Annotated in this window: 10 protein-coding genes; all 10 read right to left on the bottom strand. The window is 48.9% G+C overall.

Features of this window, described 5'->3' with window-relative positions:
• Positions 1-49: 49 nt before the first annotated feature.
• The 10 genes from PKOR_RS12200 to PKOR_RS12155 all read right to left on the bottom strand — a co-directional run bounded on the left by PKOR_RS12200 (position 50) and on the right by PKOR_RS12155 (position 16416).
• The gene (locus PKOR_RS12200) at positions 50-1450 is read right to left on the bottom strand and encodes a pectate lyase family protein (RefSeq protein ID WP_046311062.1); all 1401 of its coding nucleotides are present in this window, start codon (positions 1448-1450) and stop codon (positions 50-52) included.
• A 110-nt stretch (positions 1451-1560) separates the two neighbouring features.
• Complete coding sequence (locus PKOR_RS12195; protein ID WP_338047481.1) at positions 1561-3945, bottom strand: glycoside hydrolase family 95 protein; 2385 nt, start codon at positions 3943-3945, stop codon at positions 1561-1563.
• A 165-nt stretch (positions 3946-4110) separates the two neighbouring features.
• Complete coding sequence (locus PKOR_RS12190; protein WP_046311058.1) at positions 4111-4926, bottom strand: rhamnogalacturonan acetylesterase; 816 nt, start codon at positions 4924-4926, stop codon at positions 4111-4113.
• Between the two features lie 27 nt (positions 4927-4953).
• Entirely contained in the window at positions 4954-5703 is a 750-nt protein-coding gene (locus PKOR_RS12185; RefSeq protein ID WP_046311056.1) for a rhamnogalacturonan acetylesterase, read from the bottom strand.
• Between the two features lie 90 nt (positions 5704-5793).
• Entirely contained in the window at positions 5794-7524 is a 1731-nt protein-coding gene (locus tag PKOR_RS12180; RefSeq protein ID WP_046311055.1) for a glycoside hydrolase family 28 protein, read from the bottom strand.
• 12 nt (positions 7525-7536) lie between these two features.
• Positions 7537-9243: a glycoside hydrolase family 43 protein gene (locus PKOR_RS12175; RefSeq protein WP_071843142.1), complete on the bottom strand. Its 1707-nt coding sequence runs from the start codon at positions 9241-9243 to the stop codon at positions 7537-7539.
• Positions 9244-9292: 49 nt separating this feature from the next.
• Positions 9293-10282 carry a pectinesterase family protein gene (locus PKOR_RS12170; RefSeq protein ID WP_046311053.1) on the bottom strand — a complete coding sequence of 330 codons (990 nt, stop codon included), beginning with the start codon at positions 10280-10282 and terminating at the stop codon, positions 9293-9295.
• A gap of 109 nt (positions 10283-10391) precedes the next feature.
• Positions 10392-11633, bottom strand: coding sequence for a glycoside hydrolase family 88/105 protein (locus PKOR_RS12165; protein ID WP_046311051.1), 1242 nt, complete (start codon positions 11631-11633; stop codon positions 10392-10394).
• Between the two features lie 113 nt (positions 11634-11746).
• Positions 11747-13444 (bottom strand): RagB/SusD family nutrient uptake outer membrane protein, encoded by a 1698-nt coding sequence (locus PKOR_RS12160; RefSeq protein ID WP_046311049.1) that lies wholly within the window; start codon positions 13442-13444, stop codon positions 11747-11749.
• 26 nt (positions 13445-13470) lie between these two features.
• The gene (locus tag PKOR_RS12155) at positions 13471-16416 is read right to left on the bottom strand and encodes a SusC/RagA family TonB-linked outer membrane protein (protein ID WP_052739119.1); all 2946 of its coding nucleotides are present in this window, start codon (positions 16414-16416) and stop codon (positions 13471-13473) included.
• Positions 16417-16598 lie beyond the last annotated feature (182 nt).

Genomic DNA, 16598 nt, shown 5'->3' with positions numbered 1-16598 from the left:
GAACAACTTTAACTACAGGCTTATACCTTACCAAAGCAACTGAAGTCTCCTACTCCACTAAGCTATTGAGATACACTTCCAGGTAAGTATAGGGCGTGCCTTTTTTATAGTAGCTACCATCCTTTGGTTCGTTTGGACTGAGGCCGTTCTGTATTTCCCAAGCATCCGGGATACCGTCTTTGTCTGCATCAACCGGTGCCGTTTCTGACTTCAATTCAGGCCAGCCACCTACTTCTTCCTGCGAGTCTATAAGGCCGTTCCCGTTTTTGCCGCTAGCACCTGTTCCTGCGCGAACGTCAGCAATTACTCTTTCGTCTACCACATCGCGGTGCAGACTGGCTCCTACTTTACTCAGCACTTCTTCATAGGCCTCCGCTGCGCTTTGCTGAGGTATAGCCGTAGCCGTAAAAGCCTGTTCCGCCTTTACCGCTTCAACAGGAGCTCCTTGCACACCACCGTTCCAGTTATCAGCCGTAACAGTCGCATTACCTGCCACATGGTTTCCTGTTAGATAGAACTTACCGTAAGGGCTAGACGGATTCACAATGCGGCTGGTCTTAGAGGATGATGTGGCCGGGCCGGCTTTGTAGTAGTTGTTCACCATATTATGGTTGCCTTCTTCTCCGCCATAGGTGCTGTTACCGCCCCAGTTGTATACCACATTGTTTCTGAAGTCTACAATCTCCTTGCTTGGCTGTCCATGATAGCGAGCACCATTAAAGCGTGGATTACGGCTATTGTGGTGTGCTAACAGGTTGTGGTGGAAGGAAGCCCCCATACCGCCCCACATACCGCCATAGCCATGTGCACCTTTGGTATGTACCGATTCATTTAAACTCTCCGACACCAAGCACCACTGCATGGTAAAGTTCTCATTGTCGTAGAAAGAGGCGACTTCGTCGGTAGCCCAGCTCATAGAGCAATGGTCGATGATAATGTTCTTTTTGTTTCGGCCTTCTAAGGCATCACCTTCCACGCCCTTTGTGTCGCCCATCCTAAAGCGCATGTAACGCACGATCACATTATTGGCATCAACCCTGACAGGGTAATTGCGAACACAAATACCATCTCCCGGTGCTGATTGCCCAGCTATGGTGACATCGCTATTTCGGATAGTAAGTGGCGATTGTAGTTCTATCGTGCCTGATACGGCAAACACAATTGTTCTAGGCCCAAAGGCGTTTATGGCTTCACGAAGACTACCCGCCCCGCCATCGTTCAAGTTGGTGATGATGTATACTTTGCCACCTCTGCCACCTGTAGTTGCTTTGCCAAACCCTTCAGCTCCCGGAAAGGCAATAGCTTCCCCTTCCGGTTTAGTATCAGGACGCACAGTACTTGTAGGTTCCGGCTGAGGTACTGGATCAGGCTCTGAACCTGAACTTTCGGAACAAGCTACTAAACCTGTAGCCAGAAAGATGCCTAGTGCAGTTTTTTTAATGTTTCTCATTTTTTATCTCTCCTCCTATTCCATAAGCCTGAAACTTCTTCATCTCTGCCACTGCGCTATCGATTGCGCAGTATAACAAAAAATATATGCTCCAGGGAGTCTGCCTACTATTACAATATCATTCTATAACTTTTCCCTCTGGTTGTCGCCAGATCAAAAACCAGCTGCTTGCCTGATCTAGTTTTAGGCTGACCGGCTGCTGCTTTGATGATAGGATCCTTGATGTTGGCTTGCTGATAGAAAGGATTTGAATTAGCTCCTGTGGCAGTTTTAATTTCTCCTTTGCCAAGCAACTTCAGTTGCTCTGAAGTTCTGATGCGGCAGTTACCGCCTAACTTAGAATGTACCGTCAGCGTCTTTACTTTTCCGTTTTCCCAGCTCATATCTACTATAAAGCCACCTCTGGCTACCAAGCCCTTTACTTCTCCTGTTTGCCAAGCATCCGGCAGCGCAGGCAATAAGTGTAGCGCACCATCGTGGCTTTGTATCAGCATTTCGGCTATACCGGCAGTACAGCCAAAGTTGCCATCTATCTGGAAAGGTGGGTGTGCATCGAACAGGTTCGGGTAAGTACCTCCTCCCTCTCCTTTCTCTGCGTCTCCGGCTGGCGTTAGCTGGTCCTGTATCAGTTTATAGGCACGGTTACCATCCAATAGCCTTGCCCACAGGTTTACTTTCCAGCCCATAGACCAGCCAGTGGATTTATCGCCCCGGTACACCAAAGAAGTTCTGGCTGCATCAAATAACTCAGGGTGGTTGAAAGGTGATATCTGATTGCTCGGGTACAGGCCATACAGGTGGGACACGTGGCGGTGCTTATCATCGGTTCTGTCCCAGTCGTGCATCCACTCCTGCAACTGCCCGTGCTGTCCTACCTGCATCGGCGGCAGTCTATCGCGCATTACCTTCAGCGAATCAGCAAAGGCTTTGTCTGTGTTTAGTGCCTCTGATGCATGAATGATGTTAGAAAACACATCAAACACTAGTTGATTATCCATGGTGGTGCCAGCGGCTATGGAAACACCGCTTTGGTGCTTGTTCTCTGGCGACATAGAAGGCACCACTACCAGCCACTTATTTTCCGGCTCCTCCTGCAGCACATCAGCATAAAACTGTGCTGCGCCTTTCAATATCGGGTACATTTCCTGCAGAAACTTTTTATCGCCGGTGAAGAGGTAGTGCTGCCAGATGTGCTGTGTTAACCAAGCTCCACCCATCGGCCATAGACCGTAGAAAGCTCCGTCAATTGGTCCGGTCATGCGCCAGAGGTCAGTGTTGTGGTGCATGTTCCAGCCACGGGCATTGTACATCTTGCGGGCGCTCTCCCGGCCCGTCTCTGAGAGGTCTTTGAGCATGGCGAAGAGCGGTTGGTGCATCTCTGGCAGGTTTGTTACCTCCGCCGGCCAGTAATTCATTTCGGTGTTGATGTTGACAGTATACTTGCTGTCCCAGGGTGGGGCAATCTTATCATTCCAGATGCCTTGCAGGTTGGCTGGTTGTGTACCTGGCTGTGAGCTGGAGATGAGCAAATATCGTCCGAATTGAAAGTATAGCGCTGCCAGGTGTGGGTCGTTACCTGAAGCAAAGGCTGCCAGTCGCTCATCGGTTGGCTTTTGCACAGCATCTGTTATACCCAAATCCAGCGATACTCTGTCAAAGTAATTTTTGTAACCATTGATGTGTTCCTCACGCGCTTTTTTATACTTGCGCTTGGTGGCAGCTGCCAGAAATTGCGCCGCTTTCTCCGCTTCTTTTCCACTCAGGTCTTTGTAGTTCTTAAAGTTGGTAGCCATCGAAACATAGATGGTAGCTTCATCAGCCCCTGTGATTTGCAGTGTGACACCCTCAGTAGAAACTTTTCCGCCTTTTACCACAGGCTGTACCTGGGCCTGAAACTTTACCCTGCCTTTCTTATTATCTACATCTCCGGATGTGCCGCTTAGCACCAGTTGGTTCTGCTTTGTTGCTACCTCATACTTCTGGTGCGGGCTATCCATACTTAGCGTGCAGCTGATGCTTTTAGGCTTATTGGCTGTTAACTTGATAATAATTACCTCATCGGGGAAAGACGAGAATATCTCCCGCTTATAGGTTACTCCATTTACTTTATAAGACACAGAAGCTATTGCCTGTTCAATATCTAGGTCACGATAGTAGTCTGTAGCGGCATCATGACCGGGAAAAGAGATATATAAATCCCCAACTGGCTGGTAAGGCATACCATAGTTGAGGTGAGCCGGGGCCTGGCGCGGCACTTTCTCCAGGGCTAGCTCCTGTGCCTCTTTATACTTGCCCTCAAAGATCAGCCTGCGTATTTCAGGTAAAGCGCTATTGAGATCTTCGTTTATGTTATTACCCGGCTCGCCAGCCCAGACTGTTTCCTCGTTTAGCTGCAGTTGCTCTCGTTCCGCAGTTCCAAACACCATTGCCCCAATCCGCCCATTTCCTAAAGGCAGCGCCTCGTTCCAGTTTGCGGCAGGCTTATCGTACCACAATTTTAAGGCAGCTTTTCCGGATGATTGAGAGACGGAACTGAAGCTGAGAAGGCAAAGTATAAAAAGCAGAAGATTGGAAAGCCTGGTCCTGGTCATACTTGCTGAGGTTGTAAGACTCAGCAAGTATGACAAACTATTCATGCTGAGCCTGAATGTTACGCTAAATTATTTCTTTGCAGAAGCTTCCGATGGCTTCAGCTGCTTCATGCCGTTAAACACCAGTTGCGCAACTGCTTTGGCACCCTCCGGCTGGAAGTGTGTATTGTCTTTTTCTCCATCAGGATAAGCCTCATACTTACCGGCAGGCAGGTTCATGAAATAGTTGTTGGTGACGTAATCCTGCCCCTTCGCTGTGAAGGCGTCAATAGATAGCTGTGTCAGGTCGATCAGCTGCACGCTCAGCTCTTTGGCTACATCCTTAGCGGCTTGCGGGTACTCGCCGTGCACGTTGCTCAGCTTTCCGTCCTTCCAGGGGTAGTTGCGGTTTACAGGTGTAAGTATGATGGGAGTGGCTCCCTTCTCTCGGGCTTGATTCACGTAAAGGCGCAGGTACTCTTTGTAAGCCTGTACATTGGTGTAGCGCTCAGGCTTGTTTTCGGCAGCATCGTTGTGGCCAAACTGCATCATCACGATATCTCCTTTTTGCAGCGCCTTGTATACTTCTGCCCAACGCCCTTCTTCAAAGAATGTGCGCGTGCTACGGCCACCTCTTGCCTTATCCAATACAATCACGCTATCAGTTTTAATCAAATTTCTGATCTGCGAAAGGCTGTCTTTGCTCATGAACGGCTGAAATACCTGCCCCCATCCTGCTATCGGAAAGCGCTCTTTCATATAGTCCTTCTCGTCGTAACTGCCCGTGTAATCAGCTACTGTGGAGTCTCCGATCAGGTATATTTTAATGGGGTTCTTCTTGGGCGACACAAAAGCAACCACAGCCATACTTACTAGCATGACAACAAGTCCAAAATATTTTTTCATAGGAATGGTCCTAGATGTCAGTTGTACTTAATCCTTTAGAAACTTCGCTACCTCAGGCAGGGCAGTTCTCATCTCCTCTGCTACCAGGTCGCTTACTCTAAAAGCACCGTAGGCAGAAAGGTGGGTATCGTCTTGGCGGCCTTCCGGCAGCGACTCATACTCGCCCGGCTCCAGGTGCAGGAATAGGTCTTTTGAACGCTCTTCGCCGTAGCGAGACACCAACTCACGGGTGCGTTTCTCCAGGTCCAGCAGGGGCACGTTCTGCTCTGCTGCTACAGCTCTTACTACATCCGGATACTTGCCGTGGGTATCTACCAGCTGACCGTTCTCAAATTTGCGGCGCACGATAGGGGTAGCCAGTACAGGTATGCCTCCTTTGGCGCGTGTCTCAACAATGTAGCGTTCCATGTTTTTGCGATAGTCTGTTTCAGGTGCTGCGTAGCGTTTCGGATCTTCGCTTTTCTGGTCGTTATGACCAAACTCGATGATCACATAGTCACCTTTTTTAATGTTTTTCAGCACTTTGTCCCAGCGGCCTTCGTCGCGAAAGCTTTTGGTACTGCGGCCGTTTACTGCATGGTTCTCTACTTTTATCCCCTCTTTTAGGTACAGCGGGAACACCTGCCCCCATCCTTTCTCTGGATTGCCCTTGGCATAAGGCTTGTCGGCTACGGTAGAGTCAGCTATCAGGAAAAGGGTAATTTCTTTCCTTTTTTGCACGAGTGCCATTAGCGGCAGCATTAATAGTATAAATCCACAAATCAGGCGGGTCTTCATAAAGCTTTGTGTCTTTGTATGCGGTAAAAGAGAATGATGAAAAAGCATGGCCTTGAGAAGGCCATGCTTAGTGGATATTTCAATGAAGTTCTATTCCATGGTTAAAGCAGTGTTGCTAAGGTCTTTCCCTTTAGAAACCTGCGTAGAGGTATTTTTGAAGTCTTTGCTCTCCAGCTTCACGTTCTGCGTGAGCGGGCCCAGCACCTTCACAACAGGCTCCTGCGTATCGCCATAGGTAAGCCCATTTACTTCGATGTTCTTGCTGTTATAGATCGTTAGAGCCGGGCCTTTTTCAGCCAAAACTTTCACGTTCTTCAGTTGGATGCCATCTGAATCAACCGCTGTGATGCCTTTTTTGGCTTTTAGCACTGCATTCTCCAGGCTCACGTTCTTCAGGTTCATCTCTGGCAAACCTTGCAGCGCCAGTGCCTGCTCCGCACCCGCTACACGGATGTTCTTCATGTAGATGTCTTTAAAAGAAGGGGTTTCCTCTGTTACTGGTAACAGGCGCTCATCACGCTTCTCTGTTTCGGCACTTTGCGTCTCGTCAAGTATAGGTGAGTTACCACCGTAGAACAAATTAAAGCTGATAGCTTGTGTTGGGATGTCGATCATGTCGATGTCGGAGATGTAGATGTTCTCCACTACACCGCCTCTGCCACGCGTGCTCTTAAAGCGCAGGCCAATGTCCGTACCCATAAACGTACAGTTAGACACGTGCACATTCTTCACGCCGCCCGACATCTCGCTACCAACCACAAAGCCGCCGTGGCCGTGGTATACAGTATTATTCTTGATGATCACGTTTTCGGTAGGAATGCCTCTTCTGCGGCCGTCTTCATCCTTGCCAGACTTGATACAGATCGCATCGTCACCCACATCAAAGGTGTTGTTGTATATCAACGCGTTTTTGCAGGACTCCAAGTCTAGCCCGTCACCGTTCTGAGAGTACCAAGGATTACGCACGTTCAGGTTGCGCAGGATCACGTTCTGGCTCATGAGTGGGTGCAGGTTCCAGGCTGGAGAGTTCTGGAAGGTAGGACCATCCAGCAAAACTTTGTTACAGTTGATCAGGCTCACCATTACCGGACGCATAAAGTCTTTCACGTTCTCGAACTGCTCTACTCTGTCATAGTCCGGCACGTTAAAGTTTCCTGCGGTATCGCCTCTCTTAGAGCTCTCAGACGGGTACCATACTTTGCCATCGTCGCTGAGCACACCGCCAGAGTTCACCAGTTTCTTCCACTGCCCCTCTGTCATTTTGCTTTTCTTCACAGGTCTCCACGCATCGCCAGAGCCGTCGAAAGTACCTGGACCGGTAATAGCAACGTTCTCCAAATCTTTACCTGAAATCGGCGACTGGCAACGGTAAGTATTCAAGCCCTCGAAGCTGGTTTTTACAAGAGGATAGTCATCGAAATCCTCACTGAAAATAACCATCGCACCTTCTTCGGCGTGCAGGTTGATATTGCTCTTCAGCACGATGGGGCCTGTAAGCCACATACCGCGTGGGATGATCACTTTACCGCCCCCTTTGGCAGCCGCATCTGCAATTGCTTTTTCAAAGGCCTCGGTGTTTTTGGTAAGCCCGTCGCCTACTGCTCCGAAATCAGCTATGCTTACGCTGTAATTCGGGATAGTCGGCTCTTCCACTTTCGGCATATCGAACTCTACACCTTCATAGATGTTGGTGGCATCTACGCTTGTGGCTGTAGCTGTACTTGCCTGTGTGCCCGGCTCACGCTGGCAGGAAACCTGAAGCGCTCCTACCAAGCCTATCATCAACAGAAACCGGTTTACAGATATCTTCTTTGTATTCATATTGTGTTGCTCTTATTTCTTGCTCTGAAAGTTTACTGACTCATTAGGGGTGATGCGGAACCAGTCGTAATCGGCATAGCCCGAATCATTAATCTTGTCCTGGCGGGTAGCAAAGATGCCTACTTTGGTTCCGATCCAGCGACCCGGAACAGCAGTAAAGGTATTGCCTGCCGGTTTAAAGTTCCTACCATCTTCGCTGTAGCTGAACTGGCATTTGGCTCCCTTATCCACTGACACGCGGAAGTATACTTCGTTGCCGTTTAGCTTACTCAGCAACTGCTCTTTTTCTGGTGTTCCTTTATGCGCGTCATCCACCGAAGTATAAGCCACGTACAAACCATCCTTCTTGCTTACTAGCGAGATGTGGGCATAGTCTTCGCCCATCACTACTAAGCCAGTACGCTCGTTCTGGAGCTTTTCATTTGGTATGAAGCTAAGCTTGGTGGTAGCGGTAAAGGTTGCTGCCGGAAACTTCTGCAACAGCAGGTTTGGCACATCCCAGAGGTTTTTATAGTTCTCCGGCACCTGATCGGTGTAAAGGCGCAGCTTGCCTTTGTTGGCCATAGTAAAGGCCCAGGTAGCTTTCGGGTTAGCATGCCACTGCCACTGCAGGCCCAGCTTATTTGCCTCAAACTCATCCGACTCGGCCGGAGTAGCCACAGGGTAAGTCTTGCCTACACTTGGCTTCTTATAAGTCATCACAGGTTGGCCTGTGCCATCACCGTCCTTGTCCTCACCTATCACTGGCCAGCCGTTTTTCCACTTCATTGGCTGCAGGTGCACAATACGGCCATAAGCCTCTACATCCTGGAAATGAATGAACCAATCTTCTTTACCATCCGGGGTATTTACCCAAGCGCCCTGGTGCGGACCGTTTATACTTGTCTTGCCTTGGTCCATCACGATCTTTTCTTCGTATGGGCCATACACGTTCTTAGAACGCAACACTAGCTGCCAACCTGTGGATACGCCTCCTGCCGGAGCGAAAATATAATAGTAGCCGTCGTACTTGTAGAACTTTGGTCCCTCCACAGTTGGGTGACTTTCATGACCATCGAACACGATCACACTCTCCCCCAAAGCTTTGGTGCCTTCAGGGTTCATCCTGCTCACCGCTAGTATACTCTTGATGCCTGCCCGGCTACCGGCATAGGCATGCACCAGGTAGGCGTTGCCATCCTCATCCCAAAGCGGACAAGAATCAATCAAGCCTTTCCCCTCCTTCACCAGCACAGGTGCCTCCCACCTACCTGCCGGGTCTTTGGTTTTCACCATGTAGATACCAAAGTCCGGGTCGCCCCAGTAAATGTAGAACTCTCCGTTGTGGTGGCGTATGGAAGGAGCCCACACACCATTACCGTGCTGTGGCTTAGAAAAATGATCAGCAGGAATGTTCTTGTCCAGCGCATAACCGATCAGCTTCCAGTTTACCAGGTCTTTGGAATGCAGGATCTGCAGACCAGGCACTGCGTTAAAGCTGGAAGAGGTCATGTAATAATCGTCTCCTACACGACAAACATCCGGGTCGGAGTAATCTGCGTGCAGGATAGGGTTTTTATAAGTACCGTTGCCCTGGTCGGCCACCCACACTTTGGATAACTCGTTTGGTGCGGAGGCGGCTTTACTTGTTGTACTGTTCTGTGCTACACTGCTGCAGGAGCAACAAAACATGAAAGAAGCAACAAGGGCAGAGGCACTTAGAAACCGGTAACTACTCATGATAAAGGTTGTTAGTATGTTTCACTTAAGGTTCTATTGATCTGGCGGCTTACTTACTAGCCGTCTCGCTTGGCTTGCCAGGAATCCAGCCGTTGAAGATGTTCTCCAAAGTATACTTGCTGGCCTGCTCTTTAGAAAGTTGATGCGACCATGCTACCCTTGCTTTAGGATTGGCACCCGGGCCTTTAGAGTTATATTCTGCATAGTAAGAAGTCTTCTCAGCATCCGGCTTATTCCAGTTATGCCAGCCCTCAGGCTTGATCATGTTGCCCATGTAGGTGTTGATGAAAACTGTTTTAGCATAAGGTCTCCACGGCCTGCCCAGGTAGTATGAATTTTCAGGAGTGTTGCCTGTGATGCGGCAGTTCAGGAACACGAAACCGTAAGGCGTTTCTGCTAAGGTAGAGGCTGCTGTGATGTAGCTTCCCCCTTCTTTGCAGTAGATTTCGCAGTTCTCGAACACAGCCGTAGACCATCCGAAGATAAAATCAGTAGTACCCTCTATGTAGCAGTCTTTGTAGTACTGGCGGCTCTTCTCGCCATGTGGGTAAAGCGTATCCTGGTTGCCCAGAAAACGGCAGTTGGTAAACATCACCTTGTCGCCATCTATGCGCACCGCCACGGCCTGACCTACTGGTCCGGCAGAATTCTCGAAGGTGATGTTCTCAGCTGAGAAGTCATCTCCGAAGATGAAAAAGCTGGAGGAGCCTGTCGTTCCCATCTCTTCTCCAAACCTGTTCTTTTTTGAAGCATAGTCATCGTTGGTAAGGATCGTTTTCTTTACATCCTCGCCGATAAACTTAACAAGCGTCTTAGAAGCTGGCAGTACCAGTTTTTCTTTGTAAGAGCCGTTTTTGATGTAGATAGTCGTTTCCTTCTTTCTGAAGTCCGGCACGGCATCTATTGCCTCCTGCACCGTTTTAAAGTCGCCGCTTCCATCTTTGGCCACTACAAAATCGTAAGCCTGCTGTGCCTGTACCTGGCCAACAAGCAGGCATAGCAACAGGGCAAGTATAGAAGTATGTTTCTTAAACGTCATAGCAGTTTATATCTTTGATAAAAAGCCTCCGTGTCAAGGTTTGGGCTTCTGTGGAATGTATAAACCCACCCTTCACCCCTCCCAGGAGGTTGGGGGTGAAGTTCTTTTTTTACTTAGAGGCTGTTTTGTTCAGCTCCTCAAATTCCAGTGAGGCCATGATAAATGGAGCTACTGCCTTCGGATCGTCGTTTCTGCGCTCTTCATTAATGTAGTACTCATAGCTACCGCTGCGGTAAGGATCGCCTCCCAAACCAGCCACGGCACATACCTGCGTTATGCTGATGGTACCGTCTGCATTCTCCTTGATCAGGTTGTTCAGAATGCCGTTATAGCCTTTCTGCGCCGTATCCATATACTTCTGATCGATATAGCCTTTCTTAGCTGCCTTTACTAGGAAGTAGGTGAACATGCTGGAAGCAGATCCTTCGCGATAATTGCCCTCTCTGCCGCCTTGGTCCACAACCTGCCACCACAGTCCCGTCTCCTCATCCTGGTACTGCGCAATAGCCTTGGCCATTTTCTGTGTTATCTGCAGCACCTCATCTCTTTTCGGATGGTCTTGAGGCAGGAAGTCCAAAACATCTACCAAAGCCATGGCATACCAGCCCATGGCTCTGCCCCATACGTTCAGCGCCTGGCCTGTTTTAGGGTCAGCCCACTTTTGCTCGCGGCTCTCATCCCAGCCATGGCGCCAGAGTCCTTTTTCGGCATCCCAGGTATACTTGTCCACCAGAATGATCTGCTTGGTTACCTCATCGAACAGCGCAGGCTCATTAAATTCAACGGCATACTGGGCCAGAAACGGAGAAGCCATATACAGGCCATCCAGCCACATCTGGTGCGGGTAAATTTTCTTGTGCCAGAAGCCTCCTGCTGATGTTCTCGGATGCGTGCGCATCTGGTCGCGCAGCTCTTCTACAGCCAGTTTATACTTGTTATCGCCGGTCTCCTTGTACAGCTCAATCAGGAACTTGCCCGGGTTAACGCGGTCGATGTTATAGTCTGTTTTCTTGTAGGTCATGATCGAGCCGTCTTCGCTGATCATGGTATCAGCAAAAGCCTGAATGTAGTCCAGGTACTTCTGGTCTCCGGTGCTCTCCCATACTCTTTCTATGGCACTGGCAAAAAGGCCTTGGGTGTAATCCCACTTCGGTTTCTCCTTAAAGTCGATCATCCAGCCTTCCGGATTTCGCTTTATATCAGAATCTGCCATCCATACAGAGTATGGCTTCTCTGCAGCGGCAGTGGCAGTTGTTTCCTGATTGGCTGTCGTCTCGGTTACGTTGCTCCCTGAGCCGCAGGCGGATGCTGCCAGCACCAGCACGGGAAGAAAGAATTTGGTAATCTGCATTTGTATCTAGGTTGATAAACTTTTAATATAATATTTTTATGCCACTATGCCTACTGTTTAGAACCAGAGTTAAGCCTGCAAAAGAGGCATTTCCTCTTCTGCAGGCCTTAGTCTTAGTTATAACCTTCGTTCTGAGTAAACTCCCCAGGGTTTGACACTGCATCTAACTGTGCCTGCGGAATTGGCCTTACCCTATGGAAAGGCTGAATGTTAGGTGCTGCATCAGGGTTGAATGCTTTCACACGCTCTATCAGCTTGTCTGTGCGCTTCAAGTCGAACCAGCGCTGCTGCTCACCGGCAAACTCACGGGCTCTCTCATCAAGTATAAAATCGATGCTAAGTTGGTCTGCTGTTATCTCCATTTCGGCTTCCTTGCCAGGCAAAGCCGCTCTTCTGCGAACAGCGTTCATGTACTCTACTGCCTCTCCTGTGTTGCTCAGCATCATCTCTGCCTCCGCCACAATCAGGTACATCTCAGCCAATCGGATCACAAAGGCATCACGCTGGCCCTGCTGCTGCGAAATGGTAGCGCGGCTTGGGTCCAGGAACTTCTTCAGCGACATGTATCGGTCACGCACAGCCGGTGCATCGTTTGCGTTTACATTGTAAGTTCTGCTGCGATCAATAATAGTATAAGGCTTGGAATTCTTCACCGAGTTTGGCACCACATACTTGGTTGCGTAAATGGCTGTGTCTCCAGCGGCAAAAGTTACCTCACGCGGGTTGCCGTTTGTATCAGTAACAGTATAAGTACCTGGGTTATTCGCATACCATACTGTTTCGAAAGTGGCATCCCAGCGGGCGTCTTTCGTCTCATCGAAAAGATCGAGCAGGTGCGCAGTTGGCATAAAGCGTGCAAACGGACGGCCATAGCGGATGTCTCGCTTCATACCTGGCAGCTGGTCATATGTCATCAGGAAGAATAGGTGCGAGTTGTTACCACCGTCGCGCAGCAAGATGTCATCGCTGCTGGAGTTAGTCAGTCCATCAAACTCCCTGTTCAGGATCAGGTCGGCAGTAAAGTTCACATTCCACACCACCTCAGAATTCTTCACATTCGTAATGCTCCACAGGTCCGCGTAGCGAGGTACCAGTTTAAAGTTATACTCGTTGATTACCTTCCTTGCCAGAGCAGATGCCTCTGCATAATTCCCACGGTACAGGTGCATGCGGGCCATAAAGGCTTCAGCAGCAGGCTTTGTTACACGGCCATACTGGCTGGAGGAAGTTGGCAGGTTATTCGCTGCGAATTCCAGATCCTCAAAAATCTGCTGGTAGAAAGCTTCTACCGGCGTACGGTTGGCTGTCGTCGAAACACCTATCTGCTCTTCCGTTGTAAAATGTACGCCTCCCCATGTCTCCACAATGTGCCACAGGTAGAAAGCTCTCAAGAAACGGGCCTCCCCCATTCTGATGGTTTTCTGCGCTTCCGGCAAATTCGCTTCCGGAATTCTTGCTATCGCCGCATTGCAGGAATTTAGTGCTGCATAAAAGCGAGTCCAGTAGAAGTTAATGGGAGCATTGGCACCAGACAAATCTGAATTGTATAGCGCAACAGGAGGGTTCTCCATACCGTTACCGCGTGTAAATATATCAGTTCCTGTTTCTGTTAAAGCTATGCCGTTTTCCTTGCCATACCAGAAGCGCATCGGGGTATAAAGCGAGTTTACTAAGCTTTCTATCCCTTCGGTTGTTTTGTAGTATCCTGCCGCAGTTAAGCCTGATACGTTCTCCTCATCCAGAAAGGACTCACAGGAAACAGCACCCAATAACATGGCAGGAAGTATAAACTTATATAATATCTTTTTCATGATCTTGCTCTTTAGATTTTCCTGTACTAGAATGACATGTTAAGTCCAAAAACCATCTGCTTCGTCATCGGGAAGCTCAGAGAACCGCCTCGTTCAGGGTCATAAGGCGCTATCTCACTCTTCAGGATAAAATAGTTTTTCGCAGTGGCATATACCCGCAGGTTAGACAGCCTTAACTTGTCGGCTATAGTTTGCGGGAAACTATAAGCAAGTGTGATATCGCGTACTTTGATAAAGGAACCATCCACATACTGCAAAGTAGAGTAGTAGCGGGTACTGGCTCTACTGGTGCCAGCGTTTGGTCTAGGGTAAGCATTGGTAGGGTTCTCAGGAGTCCAGTAATCTACTACTGGGCCATTCTCCAGTGCATCTATTTTATAAGATCCTGCAGCTTCGCTGATGATGGTTTGTCCCATTCTGGCGAAAACCAGGAAGGAAAGCTCTACTCCTTTATAACCAAACCTGTTCGTTACACCCAGTGTCCAGTCAGGGTTGGAGTTGCCAATTACAACTCTGTCTTCAGGTGTAATAATGCCATCTCCGTTCTGATCTTTAACACGAATGTCACCTGGTTGCTGCTGGTTCAGCGCAGCCTCATCTTCCTGGCCCAGCTGCCAAATGCCTATTTTCTCATAGTCGTAGAACACGCTGATCGGCTCTCCTACAAAAAGACCGAAGTCACCATAGTTCAGGTCACGCTCTACCCCATCTGCCAATGCTACTACTTCCTCTTTATTGCGGGTAAAGCTGAAGTCTGAGGTCCATCTGAAGCCATTTGACTGATCCACATTAACTGTGTTCAGCTGTAGCTCCACACCACGGTTGCGCGTTTCACCTACGTTATCTATGATGCGCTCATAACCAGTAGAAGTAGGCAGGTTTCTTGGCAACAGCAGGTCTTCTGTATTTTGCTGATACACATCCAGTGTACCTGTTACCCTGTTGTTGAACAAGCCAAAGTCTAAGCCGAGGTTGGCTGTTGCTGTTGTCTCCCACCCTAGTCTTGGGTTAGCCAGTGCTCCCGGGTAGAAGCCATAAGCCGGAACCTCTGAACTGCCCTGGTCGAAGGCATAAGTTGAACGACCTAAGCCACCCAGAGTTTGGTAAGCGTTAACAGAGCTGTTACCAGACAAACCATAGCTTAGGCGAAGTTTCAGATCTGAAATCGCACCTACATTTTGCAGGAAGTTTTCTTCCTTCAGTATCCAGGCTACCGAAGCTGATGGAAAGTAGTCCCACTTGTTACCTTCTGCCAAAACAGAGGCACCATCGGCACGCATCACAAATGTGAACAGGTACTTATTGAGCAATTTATAGTTTAAGCGCCCGAAGAAGGATGCCATACTTTGCTCACGCAAACCGCTACCCAGTTGGTATGCAGACTGCGTTGCCCCTAAATTGTAGAACAGGAATGTAGAAGAAAGCAGGTCTCTACCCTGAGCCGAGAATATCTCTTCTCTCTCAGACCAGATGCTTGAGCCTAATAAGGCAGAAATCTCATGGTTATCAGAGATGGACTTGGAGTAGTTTGCAAAGTTCTCCCAGGTAATTCTGGAGAAGTTGCCTAGTTCAGCTCTCGCTATAGACAGGCCGTTTGCACCGGTTTCGATGGTGTTTGTTGCAGAGAATAAGCCGTTGCGGTTGTTGTACTGGTCCACACCAAAACGCGAAGTAACTGTCAGGTTTTCTATAGGAGTGTAGTCAACAGAAAGGTTACCGAAAAAGCGCTTGTTGATGTCGTTATTCTCGTATGCTCCTGCCTGCTCATCTACTAATGGGTTCAGTGTAGAGGCATCTCCTACCGGGAAAGCCAGGAAGTTGCCTTCATCATCGTAAGGGCGGCCCAGCGGGCTCATTTTGTTGGCCTGGTTCAGAGGGTCTCTTCTGATATCCCGGTCCTTGTAAGTGTACATCAGGCTGGTGCTTACCTTCAGGTTATCCAAAATGCTGTAGCCAACATTCATGCGGCCACTGTATCTTTTCAGCCTGTCGTTTTTCAGCAAGCCTTTCTCATCAAAATATTCCGTAGATAGGTAGTAGCTTAGTTTATCCGTACCTCCAGAAACACCAACCTGGTAGTTTTGCTGACTTCCGGTACCTATTATTTCATCAGCCCAGTCTGTATAGATGCCGTTTCTGAAGTTCTCTAACTGCGTTGGGTTAAAGATCTTCTCATCATCTTCAGGACCAGCCCACTCGCCTACTGTTCTGCGGGCTTCTCTGCGCAGTGCCACCCACTCAGGGCCTGACATGATATCGGCATATCCGTTTTTGCTGGAGACACCATAGTAGGAGTTAAAAGTAACTTTAGCCTTACCCGAACCGCCGCTCTTCGTTGTGATCAGGATAACACCGTTGGCACCCAAAGAGCCATAAATAGCTGTTGCCGTGGCATCTTTCAGGATTTCCATGGAGGCGATGTCGTTCGGGTTTACATCGAGCGGGCCGTCGTAACGGATACCATCTACCAGTATAAGCGGTGAGTTGCCCGCCCCAATTGATCTTGTACCCCTGATGTTGAAGTTAAGCGGAGCACCAGCCTGGCCGCTGGCTCTGGTCAAATCCAGACCTGGCACTTTACCCTGTAACACCTCCAGGCCATTGGTAACCGGTATGGCGGTAAGGTCTTCGCCACGTACGGAGGCCACAGAGCCGGTAAGGTCTGATTTCTTTACAGTACCGTAACCAATCACTACCACTTCCTCAAGTGCTTTGGAATCTGGCGCAAGAGAAACGTTGATAGAGGAACGGCCATTTACAGGTACTTCCTGTGTCTGATATCCGATGTAAGAAAAGATAAGCGTAGGAGAGCTGCCTGACACATTTAGCGTATAGCTACCATCTACATTGGTGGCAGCACCGTTAGTTGTACCTTTCTGAAGTACGGTTACCCCCGGAAGGGCACTACCACCTTCATCTACCACTCTACCACTTACAGTTACGCTTTGGGCAAGCGCTCCCGTAGTAGCCATCAAAATGAAAAAAAGGCTTTGCAAGAACCTCCATTTCTTAAGTAATGCTCTGTCCATAGATTTATTTTTTAAAGTATAAATTGTTGATTTAAATTTCTACCGTTCTATGTAAGCTATTCGAACTCTACTTAAGAGATGCAGGCTAGTATGCTAGTCCATCCTCAAGTCACTGTGGGTTGTTT

Origin of the sequence: Pontibacter korlensis, from assembly GCF_000973725.1 — a bacterium.
GTDB classification, from domain to species: domain Bacteria; phylum Bacteroidota; class Bacteroidia; order Cytophagales; family Hymenobacteraceae; genus Pontibacter; species Pontibacter korlensis.
Note: the sequence above shows the minus strand (reverse complement) of the source record. Positions and strands in the feature narration are given on the sequence as shown.